A 26252-nucleotide genomic window follows, 5' to 3' on the forward strand; every position below is an offset into this window, starting at 1 on the left:
CTTGTCATGACTACTTCGAGGATCATCTCTATTGTGATACTGTGTGCGGTAGGCGCGGTATTCGTTTTCGGTATCATCGGCTTTTTCATATTCAGAAGCCGCGTAAGCACGAAAAAAACTGCCATAAAAATCAAAAGGCAGCTCAAAAAGAACGCTGCATGGTGGGCTTGCTGCTGGGCGGCATGGCTCGTCATCGGCTTCCTCTACTGGAACAGTGCAAGAATAGCCCACGATACGGAAAGAGTAACTAATTTCGCTCTGCTTTTTGCGGCAGGCATACTCATTACGATACTGCTCCTGCTGGACTATACCATAGGGAAATATGCGTACATCACCTCTCAGAGGGTGTATTTCCCCGATAATTTCGGCTTTGCCCGTCAGAAAAAGAAGATAATGTACAGACTCACAGGCGACAGACTCAAGCTGTGGTTCGGAAACGCCCTCATGCCAAAGGAGTTTGAAGTCGTGGAAAAGAATGAGGAGCTGAAAAAGCTCCTGAAAGACTACTACAAGATAAACAAGGTCTCAAAGGATTAACGAAAGGAAGTAATTATTATGAAAACTTATGAAGGAAAGCTTGTCTCAAAGGACATAAGAGTAGGCATAGTTGTAGCCCGTTTCAACGAGTTCATCACCTCAAAGCTCCTCGGAGGCGCAGTTGACACTCTCAAGCGCCACGACGTAAGCGAGGGAGCTATCGACATAGCATGGGTACCAGGAGCGTTCGAAATACCGCTCATTGCTTCAAAAATGGCAAATTCAGGCAAGTATGACGCTGTTATCTGTCTCGGCGCTATAATCAGGGGCAGCACCTCCCACTACGACCTCGTCTGCAATGAAGCCGCAAAGGGTATTGCACAGGTTTCTCTCCAGACAGGCATACCTGTTATGTTCGGAGTTATCACCACTGAGAATATCGAACAGGCCATCGAGCGTGCAGGCTCAAAGGCAGGCAACAAGGGCAGCGAATGCGCCGAGGGTGCGATCGAGATGATAAACCTCATCAGAGAGATCGAGGCATAATGACAAATCTTATATTCGACTACGACGGAACTGTCCACAACTCCATGCTGACCTATGCTCCTGCATTCCGCGATACCATGAAATGGCTCTCGGACAACGGCTATATTGCCGAAAAGGAGTATACCGACGCTGAAATAAGCTGCTGGCTGGGCTTCAACTCCACAGATATGTGGAATAATTTTCACCCCGAGCTCGCCCCTGAGATACGCGAAAAAGCCCGTCTTATGCTGGGAAAGGATATGGCGGAGCGCGTTGACCGCGGCGAGGGAGCCCTTTACGACGGAGCTGAGGAAGTGCTTTCGGAGCTGAAAAAAAGCGGCTATACTCTCATTTTCCTGAGTAACTGCCGCTTTCATTATCTTGAGCGCCATAAGCGCGTTTTCGGTCTCGACCGTTATTTCGATCATTTCTACTGCTGCGAAGCCTTTGATTTTATCCCCAAATATGAGATATTCCGCAAAATAGCGCCGAATCACAAGGGAAGCTTCACAGTTGTCGGCGACCGTTTTCACGATATCGAGACCGCAGTCCGAAACGGACTTACGTCCATAGGCTGCGCCTACGGCTTCGGCTCGCGTGAGGAGCTCTCACAGGCCGACATCATCGTTGACAGCATAAAAGACATACCTGACGCCGTAAAACATCTTGCTGACTGAAAGGAAGTGCTGAAAATGACATTTCTCCGCTGTGTCTCCGCAGTTATGGCTGCTGCCGTGACTATTTCATGCTGTTCCTGCGCGGCTATGAACGATTCTCCGCCGCGTATCTCACGCTACAGGGACAGGGAAAGAGAATACAGTATAGGTCAGTCCGTAGCCGACGAAAACTATGAAGAAGCTGACGAGTCAGACGAGGAAATGCTTGATTCCGTACAGCTCGTTGTCAAACACTTCACAGAACAACTTGAAAAGCCACAGAACGAGGACAGGATACAGGAAAATACCGAACACCTGCTCGATATGCTTGACGGGATTTACGAAAGCCGAACTTTCGCCTCTGTGGACTTCTACAGCGACTATCAGAACGACGAAGCGATGGCTGCATATCAGAGCTCGGAGCACATTTATTCCGTTGCTGAGGATCTCATTTCCTACGCCTTTTACTGCGGAATGCAGAGTCAGTACAGTGAACTGTTCACAAACATAATTCCGCCCGAAATGGCGGAGCTTTACAGCGACGGCACGTATGATCTCGAAACTGCCCGTGCAGAAGCTGAGGCAGCTTATTACGACTCCTCAGAGGACAGGAACAGATACTATGAAGTGATCTCTGATGATACTCTTTCAGACGACGCAAAAGATCTTGAATGTGCTGAAATACTGATCGATATGCTTTCGGACGAAACTCCCGAGTCATTCTACGAGAGCTACTACAGGGACTACTCAGGCGAGGATATCCTTGCCCTTAAAGATACCGTACTCAGCGAGGTCATACCTGCGTATTACGCCATTGAAGAGGCCTGGCATAAGACCGCTCCTTCCGGCCAGTACGAAAATGATATGCTCAGTGAAGCTCCCTTTGATGTAATACGGACCTATGCAAAGGAACTCTCCCCCGATATCAGCAGAAGCGCAGACCGTCTCATAGACGAGGAGCTGTTCAGTATAAGCAACAATCCCGACGCTTTCAACATAGCCTTTACCGACGATCTTCCCACGCAGAACAGCGCTTACATTTTCATCGGTGAAAAGTCAAGGGACAATGTCCTTATGACCGCCGTCCATGAGTTCGGACACTTTCACGCTTCATTCTACGACGATACTCACGCCTATCTCATGAAAAACAACTATGATATCGCAGAAGTACAGTCCCACGGCATGGAAATACTGTTCACCAGTTTTTTCGACGATATATACGGCAGTGACGGCGACCGCAACAGGCTGAAAACTCTTGCGGATATGTGCTACTACATATTCAGCGCCTTTTATATAGGCTCATTTGAGTACGAGCTTGTCTCCCGTATAGACGATATTACACCCGAAGAAGTCGTCAGGCTGTATGAGAACTCCTTCAGCGACTACAACATCGGCTATCGTCTCAGCGATATCTCTCACCTTTACGAGTGCCCGGGATACTACATAAGCTATGCGACCTCAGGTCTTGCAAGCCTTCAGCTTTTCTTTGATATGAGGAACGACATGGACAAAGCTCTTGAAAAATACAAAAAAATTGCGAAAATATCCTGTTATTCAGGAGAATATACCTTCCGTCAGGCGCTTGCGGAATGCGGCTTTGAGGACGTTCTAAGCAAAGGGTACATAACAGGAATATCACGGAAAATGAGAGAATATGCCGCTGAAATAACAGCTCAGACATAAAAAAGGAATGCAAACGCATTCCTTTTTCTTTGTTTTATTCAGTTCTGAGTGCCACCACAGGGTCTTTCCGTGCTGCAACTCCTGCAGGTATAAGTCCTGCTATGAGAGTGAGCACCATACTTATGATGACCAGTACAACAGCTCCTGCAAACGGAACGTGTGCGCGCAGATTATCCAGCGACGTAACACTGTGTATAATTGCGTTTATAGGTATCGTAAGAAGCACTGAAACGCCTATACCGATAAGTCCTGCCGTAAGTCCCACAAGGAGAGTTTCCGCATTGAATACGGTGCGGACGTTCCTCTTTGAAGCGCCGATCGCTCTGAGTATACCGATCTCACGTGTACGCTCGAGGACTGAGATATACGTGATTATTCCTATCATTATCGACGAAACGACAAGGGAAATTCCCACAAAAGCGATAAGAAGATAGGAAATTCCGCTTATTATGCCGGTAATTGACGACATAAGCAGAGCCACGACGTCAGTATAGTGTATAACGTCTGCTTCCTTTGCTCCGTCGTTGTAGCGCTTTATGGCTTCCGCGATCTCGTCCTTGTCCTCGAAGCTGCTTGCATAGATACGTACTATTGACGGGTCTGATTCATCGGCAACTCCGAGAAGCTTCAAAACATCATCGTATGTGGAGTCTGATATCTCCTCGGGAGTATACTTCTCGAAGATGACTCCATAATTTTCAAGGCTTATCTCGGCTGTGTCAAGCATTGCCGCAAGCTCAGCGTTTCCGAGGGAACCCAGCTGCTCCTGGGACATTTTCGCGTACTGCTCCGCGATCTGCTCTCTTATAGCCTGTTCTGCGTAGCTCTTTATCTCCTCGTCGCTCATCTGACCGACAAAGGCAGTTATCTGAGAAGCGTCTACTCCCAGCTCAGCGGAGTACATATCCGTTATCTGAGCGATGAACTGTTCCCTGTCGAAGTCCTTCATAGCAGCCTCTACCTGTGCGTCTGCCTGCTTCGGGTCGGGCTGAGCTGCCACAAGTCGGAATATATCAGCCTTTGTGTCAGTATCGGCTTTTTTGATGAAAGCCTTTGCTGTCTCGGCTTTTTCCTGGGGAGTCGGCTCAACATAATCGTCGGTCATGAACTTTTTACCCGAAACTATATCGTTTTCATGGTCGTCCACCTGAGACCTGACTATTTCGCTGTCATTTGTCTGCTCTATAACGTAGTCCGTGAGAAGGTGCGTATATCCCACATAGCTTTTCAGCATAGGAGCCTTTACTCCCTCACGCGGACGGATGAATCCGACTATATTTATATCTGTTCCGATATCGTCGGAATTGAAGAGATATTCAAGTCCCGTCTGAGTAGCTGTGAGGTCGTTGAAGCCTTTTCCAGCAAGATCTTTCTGATAGTACTCGCACGGAAGTATCATCTTGAACTTCTTGTCTGTTATCTCGTCAATGCTCCACTCGACCTGACCGTAATCGGTTATCTCCTGATTGCTCATGACAGCCTTCAGCTTTTCGTTGAAGCCCTCCTGATCCTTGAGACCGAGAGCATAAACGATGATATCGGGAAGCTCATTGTTTCGCGTAAGAACTACAACTGCTTCATTGTAGCTTTCAGGCCAGCTGCCGTTTACGAGCTCATACTGTTCCTTTACGATATCGTTTACAGGCTCGCCGTTCTCACCGGGAAGGAGCTGCTCCATAACGTTAAGGCCGAAAGCCTGCATTTCCATGCCGGCCATAGGATTGTTCATGGTAGCGGTCATTATATCGGACTCGCCCATTCCCATAGCCTTGCCGTACATATCCATGAAGTCGACCTTTATGATATCACCCGAAGGAGACTTTGTGAATACAGGCATTTTAAGGTCATAACCGTAGCTGACTGCATTGGATTTATCCTTTATGACGCTGTCATTGTCAAGGAATGTCTTGAAATCCTTCATATTGTTTATCTGCTTTGCGGAAGCGTTGAAGGAATTGAACATATCATAGACCTGAGTATTTGCGTATACCGTATCGTCCCTGAACTCACGGCTGTTATACTCCTCCTGCTTGTTCATAAGGGCTTCTATCATGCCCGATGTATCCGTATTCTCACGCATTATCTCCAGCGGATATGAGGAAAGGGTCTCCTCCTGTATACTGTCGATAAGCTCGTTGATACCCGTTGAAAGGGCGAGTATCAGCGCAATGCCTATGATACCTATAGAGCCTGCAAAAGCCGTAAGAATAGTCCTTCCCTTCTTGGTAAGGAGGTTATTGAGAGAAAGCGATACCGCCGTACCGAAGGACATTGATACGCGCTTTTTCTTTTTCGGAGCTTTTTCCTTTGACTTTACAGCCTTATCCTTCTTCTTTTTTTCATTTCCGGACTTTCCGCCGCTGTAGGGAGCACTGTCCCCGGTTATCTTACCGTCCTTTATCTTTACGATACGTGTTGCGTACTTATCAGCAAGCTCCGGATTATGAGTTACCATAATTACCAGTCTGTCGCTTGCTATCTCCTTGAGGAGCTCCATTACCTGTAGTGAGGTCTCTGAGTCGAGAGCTCCCGTAGGCTCGTCGGCAAGAAGTATATCAGGATCGTTTATAAGAGCACGGGCAATAGCCACACGCTGCATCTGTCCGCCCGACATCTGATTGGGCTTTTTGTGGAGCTGATCTCCCAGTCCCACCTTTTCGAGAGCTTCCTTTGCGCGTTTGCGGCGCTCGGACTTTGATATGCCTGAAATGGTCAGTGCGAGCTCAACATTTGAGAGCACTGTCTGATGAGGTATAAGGTTATAGCTCTGAAAAATGAATCCTATGGAGTGATTTCTGTAGGCGTCCCAGTCCCTGTCCTTGTACTCCTTCGTGGAAACGCCGTTGATTATCAGGTCGCCCGAGGTATAGTGGTCGAGTCCGCCGATAATATTCAGGAGGGTGGTCTTTCCGCAGCCTGAATGTCCGAGAACGGCAACAAATTCGCTTTCACGGAAGGTTAGGCTCACTCCGCGCAAGGCAGCGACGGTATTCTCGCCGCTTCCATACTCTTTTACGATCTCTTTCAGTTGAAGCATATTATCCCCTGCTTTCTTTAAAAATTTAACCCTATCATGTTGCTTGTGATTAAATGTCACACAATATATTATAGCACTTTGACGAATAATTGTCAATCAGCTTTGTAGTTAATTAACAAGGTCTTAACGTATTTTTCACAAATGAAAAGGGCGCTGTTTGTAAACAACGCCCAATTAAAATTTATTACTTCATGCCGTACTTTATGAGAAGATTTTCGATCTTTGTATGAGGATCGATGATCTTGCTGATAGACACATCATGATTGATAGCTTCAATGAAATATGCGATATATTTTGATACATCGACCTCATGGAACCACGGTCTGCTGAGCAGCTCGGGAGTTCTGTATGTGAGGTTGGTACCGAATACGCCGTCGATAGTGCCCTCTTCATAAGCCTTATCGAACTTTTCAAGGCCATTGGTGAAGATAGCATAAGTAGCGTAAGCGAAGATCCTGCCTGCATTCTTCTTCTTGAGTGCGGAAGCAACGTCCAGCATGGACTCGCCTGATGAGATGATATCGTCTGCAACGAATATATCCTTGCCCTCAACGGGATTTCCGAGGTATTCGTGAGCTACGATAGGATTTCTGCCGTTTACGATAGTGGAGTAGTCTCTTCTCTTGTAGAACATACCCATTTCAACGCCGAGAACGGAAGCATAGTACATATTCCTGTTGAGAGCGCCCTCGTCAGGACTTACGACCATAAACTTTTCCTTATTGAAGTTGATACCCTTTATATCCTTGAGCATAGCCTTGAGTACCTGATAGGTAGGCATTACGTTATCAAAGCCCATAAGCGGTATAGCGTTCTGGACTCTCGGGTCGTGAGCGTCGAAGGTTACGATATTCGATACGCCCATAGCTTCAAGCTCCTGGAGAGCGCAGGCACAGTCAAGAGACTCACGGTAGCTTCTTCTGTGCTGACGTCCGCCGTAAAGAGTAGGCATAATGACAGTTATGCGGTGAGCCTTTCCGCTTGCCGCCTGGATTATTCTTTTGAGATCCTGGAAGTGATCGTCGGGAGACATGGCATTCTGCATTCCGAAATAATCGTACTTAATGCTGTAGTTTCCCACATCAACGATGATAAAAAGGTCCTTGCCGCGAATAGTAGACTTGATAAATCCCTTTCCGTCGCCTGAAGAAAATCTTGGACAATCGCTCTCAACGAGGAATGTATCCACATTGATGCCGCCTTTTCCTGCCCAGTCAACGAGATAATCGTCGATCTTCTTTCCCAGCTCTGTAACGCTGTTCATAGCGATAATGCCGATAGGTGCAACGTTGGAATCACTGCCGAATAAAATTTCACTTGAAGCTGTCATAACACTGTTTTCGCGCGTAAATACGCACGATACTCCTTTCGCTTTTTAGTCATTTTCGGTCTGATCAGTGCTTACTTGCAGAAATACTCGATATAGCGGTCAATATCTCCGCTTATGATCTCTTTTGCAATGTCAGCATGGTCGACCTCGTTAACGGCTGTTGTTTTGTTTTCAAGTTCCTTGTAAACCTTGAAGAAATGTGTCATTTCATCAAAAACGTGCTTCGGGAGCTCCTCGATATCCTTGTACATATTGTAATTCGGATCGTCAAACGGTATTGCGATGATCTTCTCATCGTGATGGCCGTTATCGAGCATTCTGATGACTCCGATAGGATAGCATCTCACCAGCGTGAGCGGCATGAGCTGTTCAGAGCAGAGCACCAGTACATCAAGGGGGTCATTGTCGTCTGAATAAGTCCTGGGGATAAATCCGTAATTCGCAGGGTAATGAGTGGAAGTATAGAGGATACGGTCCATTTTTATAAGACCTGTTTCCTTGTCAAGCTCATACTTGATCTTGCTTCCCTTGCCGATCTCTATCACCGCTATGAAATCATCCGGAGTTATTCTCTTTGGACTGATCTTGTGCCAGATATTCATAAATTTCCTCCAAAGCTTATCCGACCGTGCACGTAACACGGGTACAAAAATATTGATAAAGCCATTAAACATGACGTTATCCCCTACTAATTAGTATACCATTTTTTTGAGATTTGTCAATATACGCCTTCATTTTCAGCAATTATTATAAATTATCCTAAAATCATGAAGATTTTTCGTCTTTTCGACTTTGCCGTGAAAGTTCGTACATTTAACAATATATCTTAAAAAACAGCCCTTTGTTAATAAAACATGAATATTGCTAATGAATATTATAATAAAATACTCTTGCTTTTTGGATAAAAATATAGTAAAATATATTTGTAAAATTTCGTTCAGGATTATTTGAGGGGGAGGAAATTCTTTATGATCGGCTCACGGATCGCAGTTATAATCGAAGAGATGGGTCAAAGCTATCAGAGCACCATTTTAAGCGGCATAAATCAGGGCGCACGGGATTTCGGTCTGAACATCGCAGCTTTCACCTCTTTCAGCGGCGATATGGACAATCCGCGCCACGACATGGGCGAATTCAACATTTTCAGGCTGTCGGACTTCAAGGACTTCGACGGCGCCATTCTTCTCACAAATACCTTGTCCTACAAGCCTGTTGTCAACGATATCATCGATAGGATCAGAAGAGCCGGTATCCCCACCGTCAGCATAGACAACGACATAAAGGACTTTTACTATATCGGCAGTGACAACTTCACGGCAATGCGCCGGATAACCGAGCATATGATAAACGTCCACGGCTTCACGAGGTTCGCCTATATATCCGGTCCCGGAGGGAATCCCGAAAGTTCTGAAAGACTTGCTGCTTTCTGCACGGTCCTCGAAGAAAACGGCCTCGATATCTGTGACGACGCTATTTTTTACGGAGATTTCCGTTCACCCACGGGCAGAATGGCTGTGGAGCACTTCCTTGAGAATCTCCCAGAGCTCCCGCAGGCTATAATCTGTGCCAACGACGTTATGGCAGCTTCTGCAATAACCACACTCAGGACTCACGGGTATAACGTTCCCGACGATATAGCGGTAACGGGCTTCGACAACACCTACAACAATCATAACTATCTTGTTGAGCTCACGTCTGTAGACCGTCCCCTCGAGCTTACCGGAGTCCTTGCTTGCCAGATGCTCTACAATCACCTTAACAAGATACCGCAGGACAGAAAGCTCCTGCTGAATATGACTCCCCATTTTACCGAGAGTTGCGGCTGTTCACACAACGCCCTTTCGGACGTTTCCGAGCTGAAGGAGCTTAATTTCCGCAATTATTCCAACTTTGAGAACGTACAGGTATATATGGCTGTGCTGAACCGTATGTCCACCCAGCTCCTCGCCTGCAACAGCTTCGACGACTATATCTGCACTCTCAAAAAGACCACCATGGAGATTCACCCCGATGAGTTTTACTTCTGTCTCTGCGACAACTGGAACATAGAATCGGCTATAGATACCTCCATGAGCCTTGACGGGGTCGATAATTCCGTACCCATGACCTATACGGACGAGGTGACCATCCCCATTGCCTATGCAAACGGACATTTTATCCAGTGTGACAAGCTGAAATCCAAGAAGGTCTTCCCGCCGCCTGCCGAAAACGGCAAGGCAGGAAAGCTTTATTATATCACTCCCCTGCATTTCGGCGAGCGCTGTCTCGGCTACATGATAATACGCAGTACACGGCTGGAGCTGCAGAATATAATGTTCGAGACATTCGTTATAAATATCTGCAATTCCCTCGAAAACATGAGAAAGCTCATGTGCCTTGAATACGCGGTAAAGCGTCTCGGTAACCTCTATGTACAGGACACTTTTTCGGGAATATTCAACCGCAACGGCTTCGTTCATGCAACCAACGACATCTATCACGAATGTATCGAAAAGCAACGAGATATCATGCTTATGTTCATTGACCTCGACGGACTCAAGACCATTAATGACACATACGGTCACAGTACGGGAGACAAGGCTATATGCTGCATTGCGGACGTGCTAAGGGAGTCTTGTTGCAGCGGCGAGGTATTCTGCCGTTTCGGCGGAGACGAGTTCATTGTTTTCGGTGCGGACTACACTCAGGAAATGGCTGACGACCTGACTGCCGTGATACAGAACAATATCAAGCATATCAACGACAGTGCCATATATCCGTTCACTCTCAGTGCAAGCGCCGGCTTTGTCATTGCAACTCCGAAGATAGGTGAGGACATTTTCTACTTCGTTACGGAAGCCGACAAGAAAATGTACAACGAAAAACGCAAGAAGAAACACTCGCACTACCTCAAATCATAGCTGAAAGCCGCTGTCCTTTATGGCAGCGGCTAAAATATGCAATTGCAAATATGAACAAATTGTAAACTTTTATTATCTATGATAGACTTGCTTTTAATTACATGATATAATCATAATGTAACGGGCCCGTAGCTCAGTTGGGAGAGCGCTGCGTTCGCAACGCAGAGGCCGAGGGTTCGATCCCCTTCGGGTCCACTTTTCAAGCTCCGATATTTCGGAGCTTTTTTGTTTATAAGCAAAGCACAAAATGATATCACTTTTGTGCTGTATTCCCTTGACACAGCCTTGTATCCATGTTATAATAATGCTGTAAATCTTATTATGGCGGTGAAAAAAATGAAAATCGACGAGGTGGGCTTCAATCACAGACACAACCGTGATTTCTGCATTAACAGACCACAAGGCACCAAAAGCTGGCTCCTGCTGATAATAAAAAACCCTGCACATTTCAAAATTGACAGCAAAGATATCAAGACCTCGGCACATTCTGTCATTATCTACAGACCTTTTACTCCACAGTATTACTATCCTGCCACCGACGAATACTTCGATGACTGGGTCCACTTTTACCCCGACGAAAAAGAACAGAAAATGATGAACGAACTCAACATTCCTCTCAATCATCCCGTAAACATAGCCGATATCACCGATATGTCGGATATGATAAGGAATATGTGCTTCGAGCATTACTCTTCAAATCCGTACAAACAGCGCTCTATCGACCTGTATTTTCAGCTCCTTATGCTGAAGATGTCGGAAAAGGTCAGAAGAATGGCAGCTATCGCTGAAAAAAACGAGAGCATTTATTCAGAAAAGCTCATATGGATACGTCAGTCCATATACCGCTGGCCAAGCCGTGATTACTCCATTGACGACATGGCAAAGGAGCTCTGTCTGAGCCGTTCGCGCTTTCAGCACCTGTACACTGAGACCTTCGGCGTCAGCGTCAACAAGGACGTTATCACCAGCCGTCTGAACAAGGCTGCGGAACTGCTGAAAACCACCGATCTTTCGGTAAAGGACGTGGGTATCAACGTGGGCTACGGGAATACATCATATTTCGTGAAGCTTTTCGGCAGCTTTTTCGGACAGACTCCCCTGCAGTACAAACAGTCAGAAACAAAATAAAAAACGCCGTCATCGGGATCTTTCGGTCAATTGTACGCCTGTACAAACCGTTTTCCCGCTGACGGCGCTTATTTCAGCCGCTTTTCCTTTTTATCTGCCAGTCCTGCAAGGACTATGAATGTCAGAACTACCAGCACTGCTATGAGAACCGCCGCCCATTTCGCTCCGAATTTTATAGCAGGGATCAGAAGAACTCCCACAGCAACAGCGACATAGGTGAGAAAGCGCTTGCGGATAAGCACTTTTTTCCGCTGGCAGGCAAGTCTTTCTTCCTTTTCAGTCTCATGCCTGCGGCGTATCTCGTCGAGCTCAAGCTTTTCCTCCCCGTCGATCTTTTCCTGTTCCTTTGCAAATACAGCGTCGCGCACAGCGCTCACAAAGCGCTCATAGAACGTTGAGATCATAAGCTTATCGTCACCGTCGGCAAACTCGACGGCTTTTTTTATGTTATCCCCAAGCATTCCGCCAAACTGCGTCTCAAAAGCCACATCGTCGGCAAAATCAAAACCGTACCGCAGGATATAGTCGTCGGCAAAGCTGTTCACCACTTCCTCCAGCAGAAGGTCATTTCCGCTGCGGCAGCCATTGAACGCGAGGAACTTGGCAAAATGCGCCTGCCAGCACTGAGGAGCTGCGTCAAGTATCATATCGCTGTACTCCTCTGCGGCTTCAAAATCCTCGTCCGCAAGGAAAATATTCATTCTCCTTATGAGCTTTTCGGGAGTTGACCTTGCCGCCGCGGTCTTCCCCTCACTGACGCTGCCCGTATGGAGCTTTACAGTCCTGATAAGCTCCGCAAGAAAACTCATCTCCGAAGCATCCATTATATCATGATCTGCAAGTTCAGCGGGAACGTCGCCTCTGTCCGTATCCTTTATGCAGGTGATAACGAGCTTTCCGCTGTCCTTTCGGGCAGCAGCCGCACACCTGCTCCACTCTCTCCTGAACCTCGGCTCAGCAAAGCTTTCAGCCTCAGCGCTGACAACAAGAAGTATCCCCGCACCTTTTACAGCAGCGCTTATATACGCCTCTCCGTCCTTTTCTGACATTTCCCCGATGGTTTCGGGAGAATAGAACACCCTCAGCCCCTCTTTTGAGAGCTGACTGTATATTTCATCGGCAATGAGCCTGTCCCCGGAAGCTTCCGCTCCCTCAGTGCGGCAGCAGATATAGGCGTCATACCTTACTCCCGTGCCTACGCGCTCAAGCGTTTCCTTTCTGAGCATTTCTATAGCGGAAATCTCGCGGCGGTAAAATGCGCTCTGCTCCGAATCAGCAAGACTAAGCGCCGTGCAGCAGTCCCTGTCGTCATTGAGGGAAGTTCCGTATGCACGGTGACAAACAGGCAGCTTCATGCCCGAAACAGCTTCGTCCTCATAGAGTATGCCGCAGCGGCAGAGCACCTTTCCCCAGTAGCCCTCGGGCTCGTCAGGGAACTCCTCGCACAGCAGTGAAAAGAGCTTCTCCGCCCCCTCGAAATCCGTTTTGAAGCGAAGCTCGCAGGCTCTGTTGTACATTTCCTCGTATCTGCCGCTATACTGCCTCGGAACGGTCTGACGCGAGCCGCAGTACTCGCATTCGCAGATACTCTTTTCTCCGGACAGGGTCAGGAGCTTTCCGCACATTTTACAAACATATCCCACGAACTTCACCGCCTTTCATTCACATACTTTCCAATTATTATACCACAAAAAGGGCTTATAATCAAGTTTTTCCGATTTTTTACAGTCTATACACATATTCGGAATTTCTGTGCATGAAAAGCTCCCTCTGTACGTCGGTTATGTCAAGGCTCTCTGCAAGGCGCAGGTGTGCTTCCTGTGAACAGCTCCCGAAATCGGAACCGAAAATGAACCTGTCAGGCATGAGCCTTATGGCTTTTTCAAGCGAAACCTTTACTTCCGTAAGCCTTCCGCTGTCATCAGCCACAGAAGAGGTGTCAAAGTAAACATTTCCGCAGCCGCCGAGGACTTCAAAGCATTTGTCCGTCTCGGGATAGAAACAGTGGCAGTACACGAAGGTATTGTCCCGTCTGCTCTGTGCAAGTTCCCTCATTTTTTCTGGAGCCGCATACTGCGCCTCGTCCCAGCCCGTGTGGAACAGCACAGGCACGCGGAACTCCGCGGCAAGATCATAAACGGGAAAAAGCGAGCTGTCGGTGCAGTAAAAATGCTCATGCCCCGTGTAGACCTTCAACCCGATGATATCTCCGTTTTCAAGCAGCTCACGGCAGAAGCGGAGCTGCTCCTCAAAGCTGATGAGCGGACTTATCCCTGCAACGACCTTAATAACGCTGTCTCCACTGAAAAGCCCGGCGCAGTCCTTTACAGAGCCGATAACGCTCTCAAGCTCTGAATCCGCAATGACTACGCCCCTGTCGACTCTGTTTTTACTCATTTCGCGGAGCAAAGCACGCTTTTTTGAAGCAAGATCCGTAAAATCAACTGGAAGATGCATATGTGAATCAATTATCATAAAGATACTCCTTTCAGTTACAAGGCGTAAAACAACAAAAAACCGCAGATCACTCTGCGGCAGCTTACGATTATATGCAGAGCGGTCAATTTTGCAGCACAATAAGACCGCCAACGCAGTCCATGCACGTTAAATTCTGATCGTCCGCACTTTCCGACACATACGCTTACCGCTGCTGCGGCAGCCGTAACTTCGGGAGTATCACTTCCCTTTCGATTAATCGCCTTGTGACTAAATGATAGCATATTTCATGCATGAAGTCAAGTTTTTTCGTTCACATCGTGAAAAAAATGCTCCGCTAACCTTGCTATTTCGTTTATTATATGTTATACTAATAAATAGACATTTCGAGCATATTTAACATAATAAGTGCAAAAATAACAAATATCGGCGCATTCCGATATTTGTTGACCAATTTAAGAGAACGAAAGGTATAAAAATGAAGTTAAAATACATTTTCCCCGTATTAGCGTCGGTTTGTGTGCTTACAGCCTGCGGCAGCAAAAAAGAGGCAGACAAGAACGTAACGACATATGATTCAGCTGCTACCACAACTGTTTCCGCCACCTCTGTCACGACTACAAAGCTCACGACCACTTCCACGGTCACTACGACCAAAAAGGTCGATCCGCCCGCTGATCTCGTGCTTACGGGCATGGATTCCGTGGAGGTCTATTCCGAGATAAGCCTTGACAGCTTTGTTACCGAGCGCAATGTTGAACTCATGGACGGCAGCACTCTGCTCAACACCGCTGATACGGGAGTTTATGAGGTGGATATCCCCTATACCTACAACGGAGGCGAGTTTACAAAAAAGCTGACCTACGCGGTAGTCGATACCACAGCTCCGACTATTATAAATTCTGGCTGGGACCTCAGCCATAAGGTCGGCACGGACTTTGACCTCAACAACTACGTCGGCTTCGCAGACAATTTCGACAAGTACCCGAGCCTCACCTACACCGGTACCGTTGACCCCGACACCGTCGGAGCTTATCCCCTTACCGCCACGGTCACCGACAGCTACGGAAATTCCACATCATGGGACCTCACTATAAACGTGGTCGAGGAAGTCCCCAAGGGAATTGACAACAATCCCCGTGTAAACTACAGCGACTTCATACAGGCATATCAGGGCGAGAACAGACGCTTCGGAATAGATGTTTCCGTATGGCAGACCGACGTTGACTACAACGCCGTCCGCGACGCAGGGTGCAGCTTTGTAATGATACGTGTGGGATATTACTACAGCGAGATAACTCTTGACGACTATTTCAAGCAGAATCTCGAAAACGCCACAGCCGCAGGACTTGATGTGGGAGTTTACTTCTACACCACCGACAATACAATTGAGGGAGTCCGCGAGCACGCACGCTGGATAGCCGAGCAGCTGAACGGACATGAGCTGCAGATGCCTGTCGCCTTTGACTGGGAAGAATTTGCCAACTTCCAGAAGTACGGCATGAGCATAAATGACATCAATGACGTATATGAAGCCTTTGCCGACGAGACAAGAAAGCTTGGCTATACGCCCATACTTTACAGCAGCAAGAACTTCCTCAATAATATATGGAGCGAACGTTCAAAGTCCATAGCCCCCGTATGGCTGGCGCACTTTGTCGATTCCACTGACTATACGGGCGAATACGCAATATGGCAGGCAAGCGCCTACGGTCATATCCCCGGAATAAACGGCGATGTGGACATGGATATACAGTATATGGACAAGCCGATATCATAAATAAACGCAAAATTAAACATCCCGAAAGCATACTGAATAATGCGTTCGGGATGTTTTATTCGTATTGACCTGCCTGTTTCGATATATTTTATCAGTTCACGTGACTCCATACCCGTTTTTACCTTTCCTTATAAGCAAGATCTATGATCCAAAACACCGCAGCAGTCCGTATGTTTTCGGAACTGCTGCGGCTCATAATTATCTGTAAGCTTCGATTATATCCATTATATCGTCTTTATAAACATTTCCGCCGAGAACTTTTCCGTCAGGGTCGAAGCAGAGCGCCCGTATATCATGAGGATCGTCCTCATAGGGATTTTTCAGTTCCTCTGCGTCATCAAAATACTCCGCAAGGAACTTTTTCGCATTACCCTGAGGAAAAATAACATTTCCCCTGCCAATGCAAAAACCTCTGCGTTCAAAGCTCCCAAGAAGCTCCCTTGTTACGGCGTTATATGGGTTGTCGCATTCAGCGCTGCTCAGCCATGCGGGACTGAGCTCCGCAGGGACGCCTGACTCCCTTATGCATTCCGCAAAATACTCCACAGGCTCAAGGGGTATCGTTTCCTGATGAAAAGCGTCAACTGAAAGCAGCAAGCGGTTCACGCCGCTTTCGGCTATCATAGCAGCGACATCTTTTATCCTCGCCCTGTCGCGGCTGAAAAAGCCGTTAGTGATGAGCTCGCGCTCAGGAATACCTGCAAGCGCAGCTGCCCTGTGTATACAGCAGACTGTTTCGGGATAGAGAAGCGGCTCTCCGCCGAAGGTCATGAGTGACTTGATATCGTAGTGCCTGCATACCTCAGCAACAGCTTTTGCGGCAATACCGCCGTCAATGTGCTCGCCGCCGAAATCGTGGCTGCCCTCGCTGCAATGTATGCAGCGTCCCGTGCAGCCCATTGTGACAACAAATTCTATTCTTTCAAGATTTTTCAGATAAACATTCATAATAACTGCTCCTTTGTGATAATTTACGGAAATCAATACACATATCGGTGCAGTACGGGAACACTTCTTACTCGGTGTGCCGTTCCCTCTTACCGCACCGAGCAGTTAATTCGTTTTATCACCATTAATCTCACCTCATACGGAAAGAACGATATCTTTTCCGCTTGGGATATACTCCACGGTCTCGATACCGCATTTATCGAATAGTATGCACGAAGCCTTCACAGCTTCTGTGCCTGCGTACTTATTATTGTAGTATACAACGCGCTTTATTCCAGACTGGATAATAGCCTTTGCACACTCGTTGCAGGGAAAAAGCGTCACATAGAGAGTGCAGCCGCTGAGACTGCCGAAGCTGCTGTTGAGAATGGCATTTAGCTCCGCATGGCAGACAAAGGGATACTTGGTATCGAGAGTTGTTTCACCGTCACGCTCCCATGGCATATCATCATCGTTGCAGCCTGTAGGCATACCGTTATAGCCAACGGAAACTATCTTATGCTGGTCATTGACTATGCAGGCTCCCACCTGAGTGGAGTTGTCCTTGCTCCTCTGAGCAGATAGCATGGCGATACCCATGAAGTACTCGTCCCAGCTTATGTAATCGTTTCTTTTCATCGTATTCACCTCAAAAAATCACGTAATTGATAATTTATAATAGCATATCCGTCGAAAAAAGTCAAATAGTGGTTAGATTTCAGCGATTAGTGAATAGTAAGTAGAAAAAAGAAAACCGTTCAAATGAAATGTATCCCACCTTTATACCAAAACAGTGAATAATACAGAACCGCCTCCATACTCTCAACTATTCACTAATCACTAAAAACAACGCCCCTCAGCGATATGTGTGATACTCGTAAAGAAGTATATATGGGACTTATCGGGGGAAACCTTTCTGAGGAAAGGGTTTTCCTCAATAAATTCTCACAAATACTTCTCTATGCGTATCACACATATCGCCAAGGGCATTGTTGTAAGAGTGAACCAATTTAGATACGGTATAGAGCGCGGAAAAAAATTCGCGGCTCAGTAAAACTAAGCCGCGAATTTGCGCGCGCCCGCTCGGCGCTGGTTGGGGCAGCGGGATTTGAACCCACGAATGCAGGAGTCAAAGTCCTGTGCCTTACCGCTTGGCTATACCCCAACACTTACCAAAATATTATAACAAAAATCCTGCAATAAATCAATACCGCAGGATTTTTATTTTTATTTTAACTTGACTTTTCTTTTGTTCGTTCTCAGTTTCAGGCAATATTACTTTGTTTCGAGAGCCTTCATGTTCCTGAACTCAAATACAGCCATGACTACCGCAACTATTGCCGCAAGTCCGTCTGCAACAGGTCCCGTATAGGTAACACCGTCGATACCGAACACCATAGGGAGCACGATAAGCAGCGGCAGGAAAAACAGTATCTGTCTTGTCAGCGAAAGGAATATACCCTTTATAGGCTTTCCTATTGAAGTGAAGAAAGTTGAGGTTATGGGCTGCAGGCAGTTGAGCCATGTAAAGAACAGCGATATACGGAAGAACTTTGCTCCGAAATCGTAATATCCCTCGCTCGCCTGTTCATTTGCAAAGAAGCCGAGTATCTGTCTCGGGAATACCTGGAAGAATACAAAAGCGACCAGCGAGATGACAAGTCCCGTTTTGAGAGCCATCCAGTAAGCATTCCTTACCCTGTCGTAATTCTTTGCGCCGTAATTGAAGCTCTCGATAGGCTGTGTACCCTGTGCAAGTCCGATAACTATGGAGAAAACGATCATATTTACCTTCATAACGATACCTGCAACAGCTATAGGGTCGTCCGCACCGTATTCCGAAAGAGCACCGTAATGCTTGAGAGAGTTGTTGAGAACTATCTGAACCACAGCGATGGCAAGCTGATTGAAGCATGAAGCCATACCAATGGAACTTACCCTTTTCACTATCCCGAAGGACGGGATAAGATGCTTTCCCGAAAGAGGAACTGTCTTGAAGCGGAAACAGTACACCACAACTATCATAGCGGAAACGAACTGTCCGACAACTGTCGCGATAGCCGCTCCTTTCATTCCCCAGCCGAGACCGAGAACGAAAACAGCGTCCAGCACGGTATTTATGACCGCACCCGTGATACTGCATATCATTACCATTTTCGGACTGCCGTCCGCTCTCACGAGGTGACCTCCGCCTGTTGTAAGTATCAGGAACGGAAAGCCGAGAGCTGTTATCCTTACGTACTCCTCAGCATAAGGGAGTACCGCGTCCGTAGCTCCGAAACGCCTAAGAAGCGGCGTAAGGAAAATGAGCGTTACAGCCGAAATGACAACTCCGCCTGCCACCAGGAGTGACAGGGCATTTCCTGCGAAGTACGGCGCTTTTTTCTTGTTTCCCATGCCAAGTGTAAGGTTGAAGCACGAAGCTCCGCCTATTCCGAGAAGCAGGGCAAGAGCCATACAGGCAGTCGTAAACGGAAATGCTATGGAAGTAGCTGTATTTCCGAGAGTTCCCACAGCTTTTCCGATAAAGAGCTGATCAACCATATTATAAAGTGCGCCAACCAGCATACCAACGATACTTGGTATGGCAAACCTGAGCATAAGAGTCCTTACAGGCGCACTGCCAAGAGGATTTCCCACTTCTCCCTGATGTCCTTCCGCACTATCGGTTGCTCCGTCATGTGGTTTTTTATTCATAAAAATTACCCTTCTTTTTTGTTTTACATCAAATACTTAATAATTATACATCATTACAGGCAAAAATACAATAGCGGTATAAAAAAATGATATGCCAATTTTATTTGATACTTTCTGTTAAACATAATGCAATTTCAACAAATAGGATAAGATTAGTCCTTGACAGTATGCACCGTGTGTGGTAAAATAATTCTTGTATATACTTTAAATCATATGGAGAAGCAATATGAAAATAATACTTGCTTCAGCTTCCCCGAGAAGACGGGAGCTGATGAGATACATAACCGAGGACTTTGAAGCAGTCTCCACTGACTGCGACGAGACTCTCCCCGAAGATATCGAGCCCATGAAGGCTTCCGAATACCTTGCTGTACTGAAAGCAAAGGCGGCTGCGGAGAAATATCCCGAATGCACAGTTATCGGCTGCGATACAACAGTCATCTGCGGCGGCGAGATACTTGGCAAGCCATGCGACAAAGCCCGGTGTATCGCGGATATAACCAAGCTTTCGGGCAGGACACATCAGGTAGTAACAGGCTGCTGCATTATCAGCGGAGGCAGAGTCAGCTCATTTTCCGAGGTGACAGACGTTACTTTCAGGGAGCTGACGGATTCCGAAATTGAAGCTTACGCCGATACCGACGAGCCTTACGACAAAGCAGGCGGCTACGGCATACAGGGGCTGGGGTCAGCCCTTATCTCCCACATTGACGGAGACTTCTTCAACGTGGTGGGACTGCCCGTGGGGCGACTTTTCAACGAGCTGAAAAGAGCCGTGTAGGGAACGCCGCCCTCGGCGTTCCCTACCACTAATCACTAAGCACTAAAAACCAATAACTATAAAGGAGTATTTACCATGAACTCAACTGCATTTCATTCTGCTGACATTCTTTTACCAAAGGACTGCGATATGCACAAGTGGTCCGTTATCGCCTGCGACCAGTACACCAGCGAGCCTGAATACTGGGACGAGGTAAGCGCAACTGTAGGGAACGCTCCCTCAACACTGAACCTTATCCTTCCCGAGCTCTATCTTGAACAGGACGGCGTTGCACAGCGTATCGACAATATACATAAATCAATGGACAAATACGTTTCCGACGGTATTTTCACCGAGTACAAGGACGCTATGGTGTACGTTGAGCGTACACAGAGCAACGGTATACTCCGTCAGGGCATAGTGGGAGCTATCGACCTCGAAAAGTACGAATTCTCAAAGGGCAGCACCTCAGAGGTAAGAGCTACCGAGGCTACAGTCATCGAGCGTATACCTCCCCGTATCAAAGTAAGACAGGGCGCTCCACTTGAACTCCCCCACATTATGATACTCATTGACGACCCTGACAATACAGTTATCGAGCCCCTTGCAAAATCTGCTTCCGACGACAGCAAGCTCTATGATTTTGAGCTCATGCAGAACGGCGGAAGCATAAAGGGCTGGCTTGTGGACAAGTCCGCACAGGAGGCTGTTGACAAAGCTCTCTGTGCTCTTGCAGACCCCGATACATTCTGCAAAAAGTACGGTCTTTCCGATACTCCCGTCCTCCTCTATGCTATGGGCGACGGAAATCACTCCCTCGCTACAGCAAAGGAATTCTACGAGCAGCTGAAAAAAGCAAATCCTGATAAGGACTTCTCAAATCACCCTGCCCGCTATGCACTTGCCGAGATAGTGAACCTCCACAGTGACGCTCTCAAATTCGAGGCTATCCACCGTCTTGTATACGATGTTGACTGCGATAAGCTTATAAGCGAGCTCACAGCTGCACTGGAGCTCTCAGAGACAAATACCTCCGACCAGTACGTTATCTGCTCATGCAATGGTACTGAGAAGAAGCTCTACATCAACAGGAAGTCCTCAAATCTCTCCGTCGGTTCTCTCCAGAACTTCCTTGACGGCTACATCAAGGCAAACGGCGGAAAGATCGACTATATTCACGGAGCCGATACAGTAAAGAGCCTTGCCGAGAAGCATAACGGCATTGCATTCATACTCCCCGATATGGACAAATCTCAGCTCTTCCCCACTGTTATCAAGGACGGAGCGCTCCCGAGAAAGACCTTCTCCATGGGACACGCCGAGGACAAGAGATTCTACATCGAAGCACGCAGGATAACCGAATAATGGAATTACTGAACAATATCGCCAAGCTTCATACAACGGAGCTTGGCGCAGTTCGTATAAAGAGAAATCTTTCCCTTGACTGCGCCGATGTCGTTGAATGGTGCAGAGAGAAGATAAGCTCTCCAGAAGCCGTTACCGAGCGCAGAGGAAAGAACTGGTACGTGACCGTGAACGGCTGTATAATTACCGTAAATGCATACAGTTATACCATAATCACCGCCCATAAACTCAGAAAGGAGAAATAAAATGAACATAAGAAGATTTAAAGAATCAGACGCGGACGCAGTTTCGGCTGTTGTCATAAAAACTTTAAGGATATCCAATGTTAAGGACTACCCTGACGAGTCCATGGAAGAGTGGGTCAAAATCATGCAGCCTCAGAATATCCTCGAACGCGCCGGCTGGACGCACTTCTATGTAGTAGAGGATAACGATACTATCATCGGCTGCGGAGCTATCGGTCCTTACTGGGGCAAGGAAGATGAGAGCAGTCTGTTCACTATATTTGTTCTCCCCGAGTATCAGGGCAATGGCGTAGGCAGACTTATTATGGAAACTCTCGAAAATGATGAGTTCTTCCTCAGAGCAAAGCGTATAGAGATACCCTCGTCCATTACAGGCTGCCAGTTCTACAGGAAGTTTGGCTACGACTACAAGGACGGCATTGCCGAGGTAGACGACGAACACGTTTACCGTCTGGAAAAGTTCAGAGTGCCTTCAATACTTACGATAAAGGCTATAGAAAGAGATGATATTCCCGAATGTACGGAAGTCATAAGGACAAGCTTCATGACTGTTGCAGACGAGTTCGGCTTCACTGTAGAAAACGCTCCCCGATTTGTTGCCTTTGCAACAACCGATGATAAACTGTACTCGCAGTTTGACAGCGAGCACCGTCCAATGTACGGCTATTTTTCCGAAAACGGAAGAATTATCGGATATTATTCCCTGCTTCTGCTTGAAAACAAAGAGTGCGAACTGAATAATCTCTGCGTTCTTCCCGAATACAGGCATAAAAGCATTGGCAGCGCTCTGTTCGCCGATGCCTGCACAAAAGCAAAGGATAAAGGCTGCGTGAAGCTTGTATTCAGCATAGTTGAAGAAAATGAGAAGCTCCGCAAATGGTACGAAAAGCAGGGAGCTGTACATACAGACACGAAAAAATTCGATTTCTTCCCGTTTACCTGCGGATACATGGAAAAGTCACTGTAAGAAGGAGTAAACTATGTCTGACCGTTTTTCAAGAACCGGGCTTCTTTTCGGAGAAGAAGCCATGAAAGTCCTTGCAGGCTCACGTGTGGCAGTTTTCGGTGTGGGCGGCGTAGGCGGCTATGCCGTTGAAGCTCTTGCCCGCTCGGGCGTTGGCGCACTTGACCTCATTGACGACGACAAAGTCTGCGTTACCAATATAAACCGTCAGATAATCGCCCTCAGCAGCACTGTCGGTATGTACAAGGTGGACGCTGCTGCTCAGCGCATACATGAGATAAATCCAGACTGCAGAGTGACATGCCACAGAATGTTCTATATGCCCGATACTGCGGACAAGCTTGATTTTTCGCAGTATGACTACGTAATTGACGCAATCGACACCGTAACGGGAAAGATTGAGATAATCATGCAGGCAAAAAGTGCAGGAGTTCCCGTTATAAGCTCAATGGGCGCAGGAAACAAGCTCGACCCCACCGCATTTGAGGTCTCGGATATATACAAGACATCGGTATGTCCCCTTGCAAAGGTCATGCGCTATCAGCTGAAACGCCGCGGCGTGAAGAAGCTGAAAGTAGTATACTCCAGAGAGCAGCCAATAGTTCCGCAGGGGCAGGCAGCCGAGGACGGTTCTGGAGCAACGGATATGCGTACAGGCTCCGCAAGGCGCTCAACTCCGGGTTCTACCGCTTTTGTTCCCTCAGTTGTCGGACTTATCATAGCCGGCGAGGTCATAAAAGACCTGACAGGAACCGGCAAAAAGTAAAGGTGTAATATTATGTCAAACTCCGAAGAAATGATCTCCGCCGCAAAGCAGGGATTTGAAGCTGCTTTTTCCGAGAAGAGCTTCTACAACAGGCAGACGCAGGACAGTTCCCATATTGAAGCTATACTCGGTATCCTTCCGGTAAAAAGGGACATGAGGATACTTGACCTTGGGACAGGCAGCGGCTATCTCGCCTTTGCAATTGCACAAAAGCACCCCGACATAACCGTTGTCGGTCTCGATATCGTGGAAAAAGCCCTGGAACAGAACAGACAAAGGGCGGCTCATGAGGGACTGAACAATGTCAGCTTCGCAAGCTATGACGGCAGCACTTTCCCATTTGAAAGCCGCAGCTTCGACATGGTCGTTACAAGATATTCCCTCCACCATTTCCCCGATATAAACAGCAGCCTTTCAGAAGTGGACCGTATACTGTCAGGGAAAGGCTGCTTTTTCATTTCAGACCCCGCCCCAAATGAGGGAGATGAAAACGGCTTTGCCGACGAATATATGCAGGTAAAGCCCGACGGACATATAAAATTCCGCAGCCTTGCCGAGTGGAAGTCTCTTTGTGGGAACTGCGGCTTTCAGCTTGCAGATTCATTCATCAGCAGCATTCGTTTTCCGCGAAAATACGAGGAAATATACGAAACTATAATGAAACGTCACCCGAAAGAGACTGTCAGCAGCTACGGTATCGAAGTCACTGGCGGAGAGATATTCATCACCGAACAGGTCAACAATATGCTTTTTTGCAGGGAAATCTGACATTTACTGTTAAATTCCCTTGACCTTTTCCGCTTTTTGTGCTATGATAAATGGTATTGGAATAATCAAGGAAGAAAGGTAACAAAATGCATTTTAATGAACTAAATCTGTCTCAGGAGCTTCTCCGCGCTGTAGATGAGCTGGGATACACTGAGATGACAGAGATACAGCAGCAGAGCATTCCCCTGCTGCTTGAGGGACGCGACGTTGTTGGGCGCTCAAATACGGGTACCGGCAAGACCGCCGCTTTCGGCATACCAGCCGTTGAGAGCATAACCGAAGCCGACAGGAAGTCAACAGTAATCCTTATCCTCTGCCCCACAAGAGAGCTTGCAATGCAGGCAAACGAGGAGATACGCAAATTTGCGAAATTCAAGGAGGGCGTGAAATCCTCTGCCATATACGGCGGTGCGAGCATGGAAAAGCAGATCCATGAGCTGAAACGCGGCGCGAATATAGTCATCGGTACTCCGGGACGAGTAATGGACCATATCCGCAGAAGGACCCTCAAGCTCGACAATATCCGCACGGTAATACTGGACGAAGCTGACGAGATGCTGAATATGGGCTTCCGCGAGGATATCGAGTCCATACTTGCAGACGTCCCCGAGGACAGACAGACTGTCCTGTTTTCCGCAACAATGCCAAAGGAAATAATGGCAATAACGGAAAAATATCAGACCGATCCCGTACATATAAAGATAAAGACCGCACAGAAAACAGTTGAGCTAATAGAGCAGTTCTACTTTGAGGTTGCAATGGGCCGCAAGACCGACGCCCTGAAGCTTCTCCTCGCCGCATACCGACCTGCCTCCGCAATGGTTTTCTGCAACACAAAAGTAATGGTAGACCAGCTCACTGAGGAGCTCGTAAAAAGCGGTTTCCGCGCCGCAGGTCTTCACGGCGACATGAAGCAGATACAGCGCACGCAGGTGATGAACAGCTTCAAGAACAAGGCTGCCGAGATACTCGTGGCAACTGACGTTGCTGCAAGAGGTATCGACGTAAGCGGAGTAGACGCGGTCTTCAACTATGACCTGCCGCAGGACAACGAGTACTACATACACAGAATAGGCAGAACAGGAAGAGCGGGAAGAACAGGCACAGCCTATACCCTCATAAGCGGCAGAAAGCAGCTTTACGACCTGAGAGCCATTGAGAAATACACACACGCTGAGATACGCGAAATGCCCCTGCCCGGAAAATCAGACATCATCGCCATGAAAAAGGAGTCCCTTACCAGCGAGATATCCGAAGCGCAGGCAGGTCACAACGCATATGATATCCTCGACAGGCTTGCTGCACAGGGTATAGACTACCGCGAAGCTGCCGCAAGATTGATTGAGAAGCAGCTGAAATCCGAGACCGACGCACTTCCCGACCTCGAAAGCGCCCGTCCGCTCAAAAAGGGCAGGAACAGCGGCGCAAAAACAGTAAAGATAGTTATAAACGTCGGCAGGAACCGCAGGATAGCTCCGAATTTCATACTCGGCGCCCTTGTTGACGCAACAGGCATGACGGGGCGTGATTTCGGCAAGATAGACATTTTCGACGAGCACACTACTGTTGAAGTTCCCGAGGCTGAATCCGAATACATCATAGACAGTACGGACTCAATGAAGATTAACGGCAACAAGGTGGAGGTGAAGCTCTACAAGGGCAGCGACAGCGACAGGTTCAAGAGCCGCCGCTCAGGCGAAAAGCCCCGTTTTGACCGAAAAAAGAAAGCATACGGAAACAAAAAGAGAGCGGAGATATTCTCCGATTACATACCAGACCGCAAAAAGCGCATGAAAAAAAGACATTAA

Annotated in this window: 22 protein-coding genes and 2 tRNA genes; 15 read left to right on the forward strand and 9 right to left on the reverse strand. The window is 47.4% G+C overall.

Features of this window, described 5'->3' with window-relative positions; genetic code table 11:
- Positions 1–6 precede the first annotated feature (6 nt).
- The 4 genes from IKW96_RS08800 to IKW96_RS08815 are packed head-to-tail and all read left to right on the forward strand — an operon-like array spanning position 7 to position 3341.
- Complete coding sequence (locus tag IKW96_RS08800; protein WP_296573324.1) at positions 7–537, forward strand: hypothetical protein; 531 nt, start codon at positions 7–9, stop codon at positions 535–537.
- A gap of 18 nt (positions 538–555) precedes the next feature.
- Positions 556–1023: a 6,7-dimethyl-8-ribityllumazine synthase gene (gene ribE, locus IKW96_RS08805; protein WP_296573326.1), complete on the forward strand. Its 468-nt coding sequence runs from the start codon at positions 556–558 to the stop codon at positions 1021–1023.
- A complete protein-coding gene (locus IKW96_RS08810; RefSeq protein ID WP_296573329.1) occupies positions 1023–1679 on the forward strand; it encodes an HAD family hydrolase in 657 nt (218 codons plus the stop codon). The genes ribE and IKW96_RS08810 overlap by 1 nt, the downstream gene beginning before the upstream one ends.
- Positions 1680–1694: 15 nt before the next feature.
- Positions 1695–3341, forward strand: coding sequence for a hypothetical protein (locus IKW96_RS08815; RefSeq protein WP_296573333.1), 1647 nt, complete (start codon positions 1695–1697; stop codon positions 3339–3341).
- 34 nt (positions 3342–3375) lie between these two features.
- Here the strand turns inward: IKW96_RS08815 and IKW96_RS08820 are convergent, their stop codons facing one another.
- The 3 genes from IKW96_RS08820 to IKW96_RS08830 all read right to left on the reverse strand — a co-directional run bounded on the left by IKW96_RS08820 (position 3376) and on the right by IKW96_RS08830 (position 8310).
- Positions 3376–6378, reverse strand: a complete 3003-nt coding sequence (locus IKW96_RS08820) for an ABC transporter ATP-binding protein/permease (RefSeq protein WP_296573336.1) — start codon at positions 6376–6378, stop codon at positions 3376–3378.
- 184 nt (positions 6379–6562) lie between these two features.
- Entirely contained in the window at positions 6563–7708 is a 1146-nt protein-coding gene (locus IKW96_RS08825; protein WP_296573338.1) for a ribose-phosphate pyrophosphokinase, read from the reverse strand.
- A gap of 71 nt (positions 7709–7779) precedes the next feature.
- On the reverse strand, positions 7780–8310 hold the full coding sequence (locus IKW96_RS08830) for an inorganic diphosphatase (protein WP_296573341.1): 531 nt from the start codon (positions 8308–8310) through the stop codon (positions 7780–7782).
- A 366-nt stretch (positions 8311–8676) separates the two neighbouring features.
- Here IKW96_RS08830 and IKW96_RS08835 point away from each other — a divergent pair, with 366 nt between their 5' ends.
- The 3 genes from IKW96_RS08835 (at position 8677) to IKW96_RS08845 (ending at position 11736) form a co-directional block, all read left to right on the forward strand.
- Positions 8677–10608, forward strand: coding sequence for a GGDEF domain-containing protein (locus IKW96_RS08835; RefSeq protein WP_296573344.1), 1932 nt, complete (start codon positions 8677–8679; stop codon positions 10606–10608).
- Between the two features lie 122 nt (positions 10609–10730).
- A tRNA-Ala gene (locus IKW96_RS08840) sits at positions 10731–10803 on the forward strand.
- A gap of 141 nt (positions 10804–10944) precedes the next feature.
- Positions 10945–11736 (forward strand): AraC family transcriptional regulator, encoded by a 792-nt coding sequence (locus tag IKW96_RS08845; RefSeq protein WP_296573347.1) that lies wholly within the window; start codon positions 10945–10947, stop codon positions 11734–11736.
- Positions 11737–11804: 68 nt separating this feature from the next.
- Here IKW96_RS08845 and IKW96_RS08850 read toward each other — a convergent pair whose 3' ends face one another.
- Both IKW96_RS08850 and IKW96_RS08855 read right to left on the reverse strand, forming a co-directional pair.
- Positions 11805–13379 (reverse strand): TIR domain-containing protein, encoded by a 1575-nt coding sequence (locus IKW96_RS08850; RefSeq protein WP_296573352.1) that lies wholly within the window; start codon positions 13377–13379, stop codon positions 11805–11807.
- A gap of 79 nt (positions 13380–13458) precedes the next feature.
- Entirely contained in the window at positions 13459–14211 is a 753-nt protein-coding gene (locus tag IKW96_RS08855) for an amidohydrolase family protein (RefSeq protein WP_296573355.1), read from the reverse strand.
- 439 nt (positions 14212–14650) lie between these two features.
- Here IKW96_RS08855 and IKW96_RS08860 point away from each other — a divergent pair, with 439 nt between their 5' ends.
- A complete protein-coding gene (locus tag IKW96_RS08860) occupies positions 14651–15952 on the forward strand; it encodes a GH25 family lysozyme (protein ID WP_296573356.1) in 1302 nt (433 codons plus the stop codon).
- A 198-nt stretch (positions 15953–16150) separates the two neighbouring features.
- Here the strand turns inward: IKW96_RS08860 and IKW96_RS08865 are convergent, their stop codons facing one another.
- The 4 genes from IKW96_RS08865 to IKW96_RS08880 all read right to left on the reverse strand — a co-directional run bounded on the left by IKW96_RS08865 (position 16151) and on the right by IKW96_RS08880 (position 19576).
- A complete protein-coding gene (locus IKW96_RS08865; RefSeq protein WP_296573358.1) occupies positions 16151–16900 on the reverse strand; it encodes a radical SAM protein in 750 nt (249 codons plus the stop codon).
- A 135-nt stretch (positions 16901–17035) separates the two neighbouring features.
- Entirely contained in the window at positions 17036–17518 is a 483-nt protein-coding gene (locus IKW96_RS08870; RefSeq protein WP_296573359.1) for a dCMP deaminase family protein, read from the reverse strand.
- Positions 17519–17969: 451 nt separating this feature from the next.
- A tRNA-Gln gene (locus IKW96_RS08875) sits at positions 17970–18044 on the reverse strand.
- A gap of 110 nt (positions 18045–18154) precedes the next feature.
- Positions 18155–19576 carry an MATE family efflux transporter gene (locus IKW96_RS08880; protein WP_296573361.1) on the reverse strand — a complete coding sequence of 474 codons (1422 nt, stop codon included), beginning with the start codon at positions 19574–19576 and terminating at the stop codon, positions 18155–18157.
- 226 nt (positions 19577–19802) lie between these two features.
- Here IKW96_RS08880 and IKW96_RS08885 point away from each other — a divergent pair, with 226 nt between their 5' ends.
- The 7 genes from IKW96_RS08885 (at position 19803) to IKW96_RS08915 (ending at position 26252) form a co-directional block, all read left to right on the forward strand.
- Positions 19803–20357, forward strand: coding sequence for a nucleoside triphosphate pyrophosphatase (locus IKW96_RS08885; protein WP_296573363.1), 555 nt, complete (start codon positions 19803–19805; stop codon positions 20355–20357).
- Positions 20358–20432: 75 nt separating this feature from the next.
- Entirely contained in the window at positions 20433–21701 is a 1269-nt protein-coding gene (locus IKW96_RS08890; protein ID WP_296573365.1) for a DUF1015 domain-containing protein, read from the forward strand.
- Entirely contained in the window at positions 21701–21946 is a 246-nt protein-coding gene (locus tag IKW96_RS08895) for a DUF3781 domain-containing protein (RefSeq protein ID WP_296573367.1), read from the forward strand. The genes IKW96_RS08890 and IKW96_RS08895 overlap by 1 nt, the downstream gene beginning before the upstream one ends.
- Before the next feature lies 1 nt (position 21947).
- On the forward strand, positions 21948–22913 hold the full coding sequence (locus tag IKW96_RS08900; protein WP_296573369.1) for a GNAT family N-acetyltransferase: 966 nt from the start codon (positions 21948–21950) through the stop codon (positions 22911–22913).
- Positions 22914–22926: 13 nt separating this feature from the next.
- Entirely contained in the window at positions 22927–23676 is a 750-nt protein-coding gene (locus IKW96_RS08905) for a tRNA threonylcarbamoyladenosine dehydratase (protein WP_296573371.1), read from the forward strand.
- 12 nt (positions 23677–23688) lie between these two features.
- Positions 23689–24444 carry a class I SAM-dependent methyltransferase gene (locus tag IKW96_RS08910; RefSeq protein ID WP_296573373.1) on the forward strand — a complete coding sequence of 252 codons (756 nt, stop codon included), beginning with the start codon at positions 23689–23691 and terminating at the stop codon, positions 24442–24444.
- An 86-nt stretch (positions 24445–24530) separates the two neighbouring features.
- Entirely contained in the window at positions 24531–26252 is a 1722-nt protein-coding gene (locus IKW96_RS08915; protein WP_296573375.1) for a DEAD/DEAH box helicase, read from the forward strand.

It is taken from the genome of Ruminococcus sp., assembly GCF_017549005.1.
Taxonomy (GTDB): Bacteria; Bacillota; Clostridia; order Oscillospirales; family Ruminococcaceae; genus Ruminococcus.

What these genes read in the sequence shown, in the direction of transcription:
- IKW96_RS08890 (WP_296573365.1), top strand. Translation starts at nt 20,433, where the DNA reads ATGAACTCAACTGCATTTCATTCTGCTGACATTCTTTTACCAAAGGAC.
- IKW96_RS08855 (WP_296573355.1), bottom strand. Translation starts at nt 14,211, where the DNA reads ATGATAATTGATTCACATATGCATCTTCCAGTTGATTTTACGGATCTT.
- IKW96_RS08815 (WP_296573333.1), top strand. Translation starts at nt 1,695, where the DNA reads ATGACATTTCTCCGCTGTGTCTCCGCAGTTATGGCTGCTGCCGTGACT.
- IKW96_RS08885 (WP_296573363.1), top strand. Translation starts at nt 19,803, where the DNA reads ATGAAAATAATACTTGCTTCAGCTTCCCCGAGAAGACGGGAGCTGATG.
- IKW96_RS08910 (WP_296573373.1), top strand. Translation starts at nt 23,689, where the DNA reads ATGTCAAACTCCGAAGAAATGATCTCCGCCGCAAAGCAGGGATTTGAA.
- IKW96_RS08880 (WP_296573361.1), bottom strand. Translation starts at nt 19,576, where the DNA reads ATGAATAAAAAACCACATGACGGAGCAACCGATAGTGCGGAAGGACAT.
- IKW96_RS08845 (WP_296573347.1), top strand. Translation starts at nt 10,945, where the DNA reads ATGAAAATCGACGAGGTGGGCTTCAATCACAGACACAACCGTGATTTC.
- IKW96_RS08810 (WP_296573329.1), top strand. Translation starts at nt 1,023, where the DNA reads ATGACAAATCTTATATTCGACTACGACGGAACTGTCCACAACTCCATG.
- IKW96_RS08870 (WP_296573359.1), bottom strand. Translation starts at nt 17,518, where the DNA reads ATGAAAAGAAACGATTACATAAGCTGGGACGAGTACTTCATGGGTATC.
- IKW96_RS08895 (WP_296573367.1), top strand. Translation starts at nt 21,701, where the DNA reads ATGGAATTACTGAACAATATCGCCAAGCTTCATACAACGGAGCTTGGC.
- IKW96_RS08915 (WP_296573375.1), top strand. Translation starts at nt 24,531, where the DNA reads ATGCATTTTAATGAACTAAATCTGTCTCAGGAGCTTCTCCGCGCTGTA.
- IKW96_RS08835 (WP_296573344.1), top strand. Translation starts at nt 8,677, where the DNA reads ATGATCGGCTCACGGATCGCAGTTATAATCGAAGAGATGGGTCAAAGC.
- IKW96_RS08825 (WP_296573338.1), bottom strand. Translation starts at nt 7,708, where the DNA reads ATGACAGCTTCAAGTGAAATTTTATTCGGCAGTGATTCCAACGTTGCA.
- IKW96_RS08865 (WP_296573358.1), bottom strand. Translation starts at nt 16,900, where the DNA reads ATGAATGTTTATCTGAAAAATCTTGAAAGAATAGAATTTGTTGTCACA.
- IKW96_RS08830 (WP_296573341.1), bottom strand. Translation starts at nt 8,310, where the DNA reads ATGAATATCTGGCACAAGATCAGTCCAAAGAGAATAACTCCGGATGAT.
- IKW96_RS08900 (WP_296573369.1), top strand. Translation starts at nt 21,948, where the DNA reads ATGAACATAAGAAGATTTAAAGAATCAGACGCGGACGCAGTTTCGGCT.
- ribE (WP_296573326.1), top strand. Translation starts at nt 556, where the DNA reads ATGAAAACTTATGAAGGAAAGCTTGTCTCAAAGGACATAAGAGTAGGC.
- IKW96_RS08800 (WP_296573324.1), top strand. Translation starts at nt 7, where the DNA reads ATGACTACTTCGAGGATCATCTCTATTGTGATACTGTGTGCGGTAGGC.
- IKW96_RS08820 (WP_296573336.1), bottom strand. Translation starts at nt 6,378, where the DNA reads ATGCTTCAACTGAAAGAGATCGTAAAAGAGTATGGAAGCGGCGAGAAT.
- IKW96_RS08860 (WP_296573356.1), top strand. Translation starts at nt 14,651, where the DNA reads ATGAAGTTAAAATACATTTTCCCCGTATTAGCGTCGGTTTGTGTGCTT.
- IKW96_RS08905 (WP_296573371.1), top strand. Translation starts at nt 22,927, where the DNA reads ATGTCTGACCGTTTTTCAAGAACCGGGCTTCTTTTCGGAGAAGAAGCC.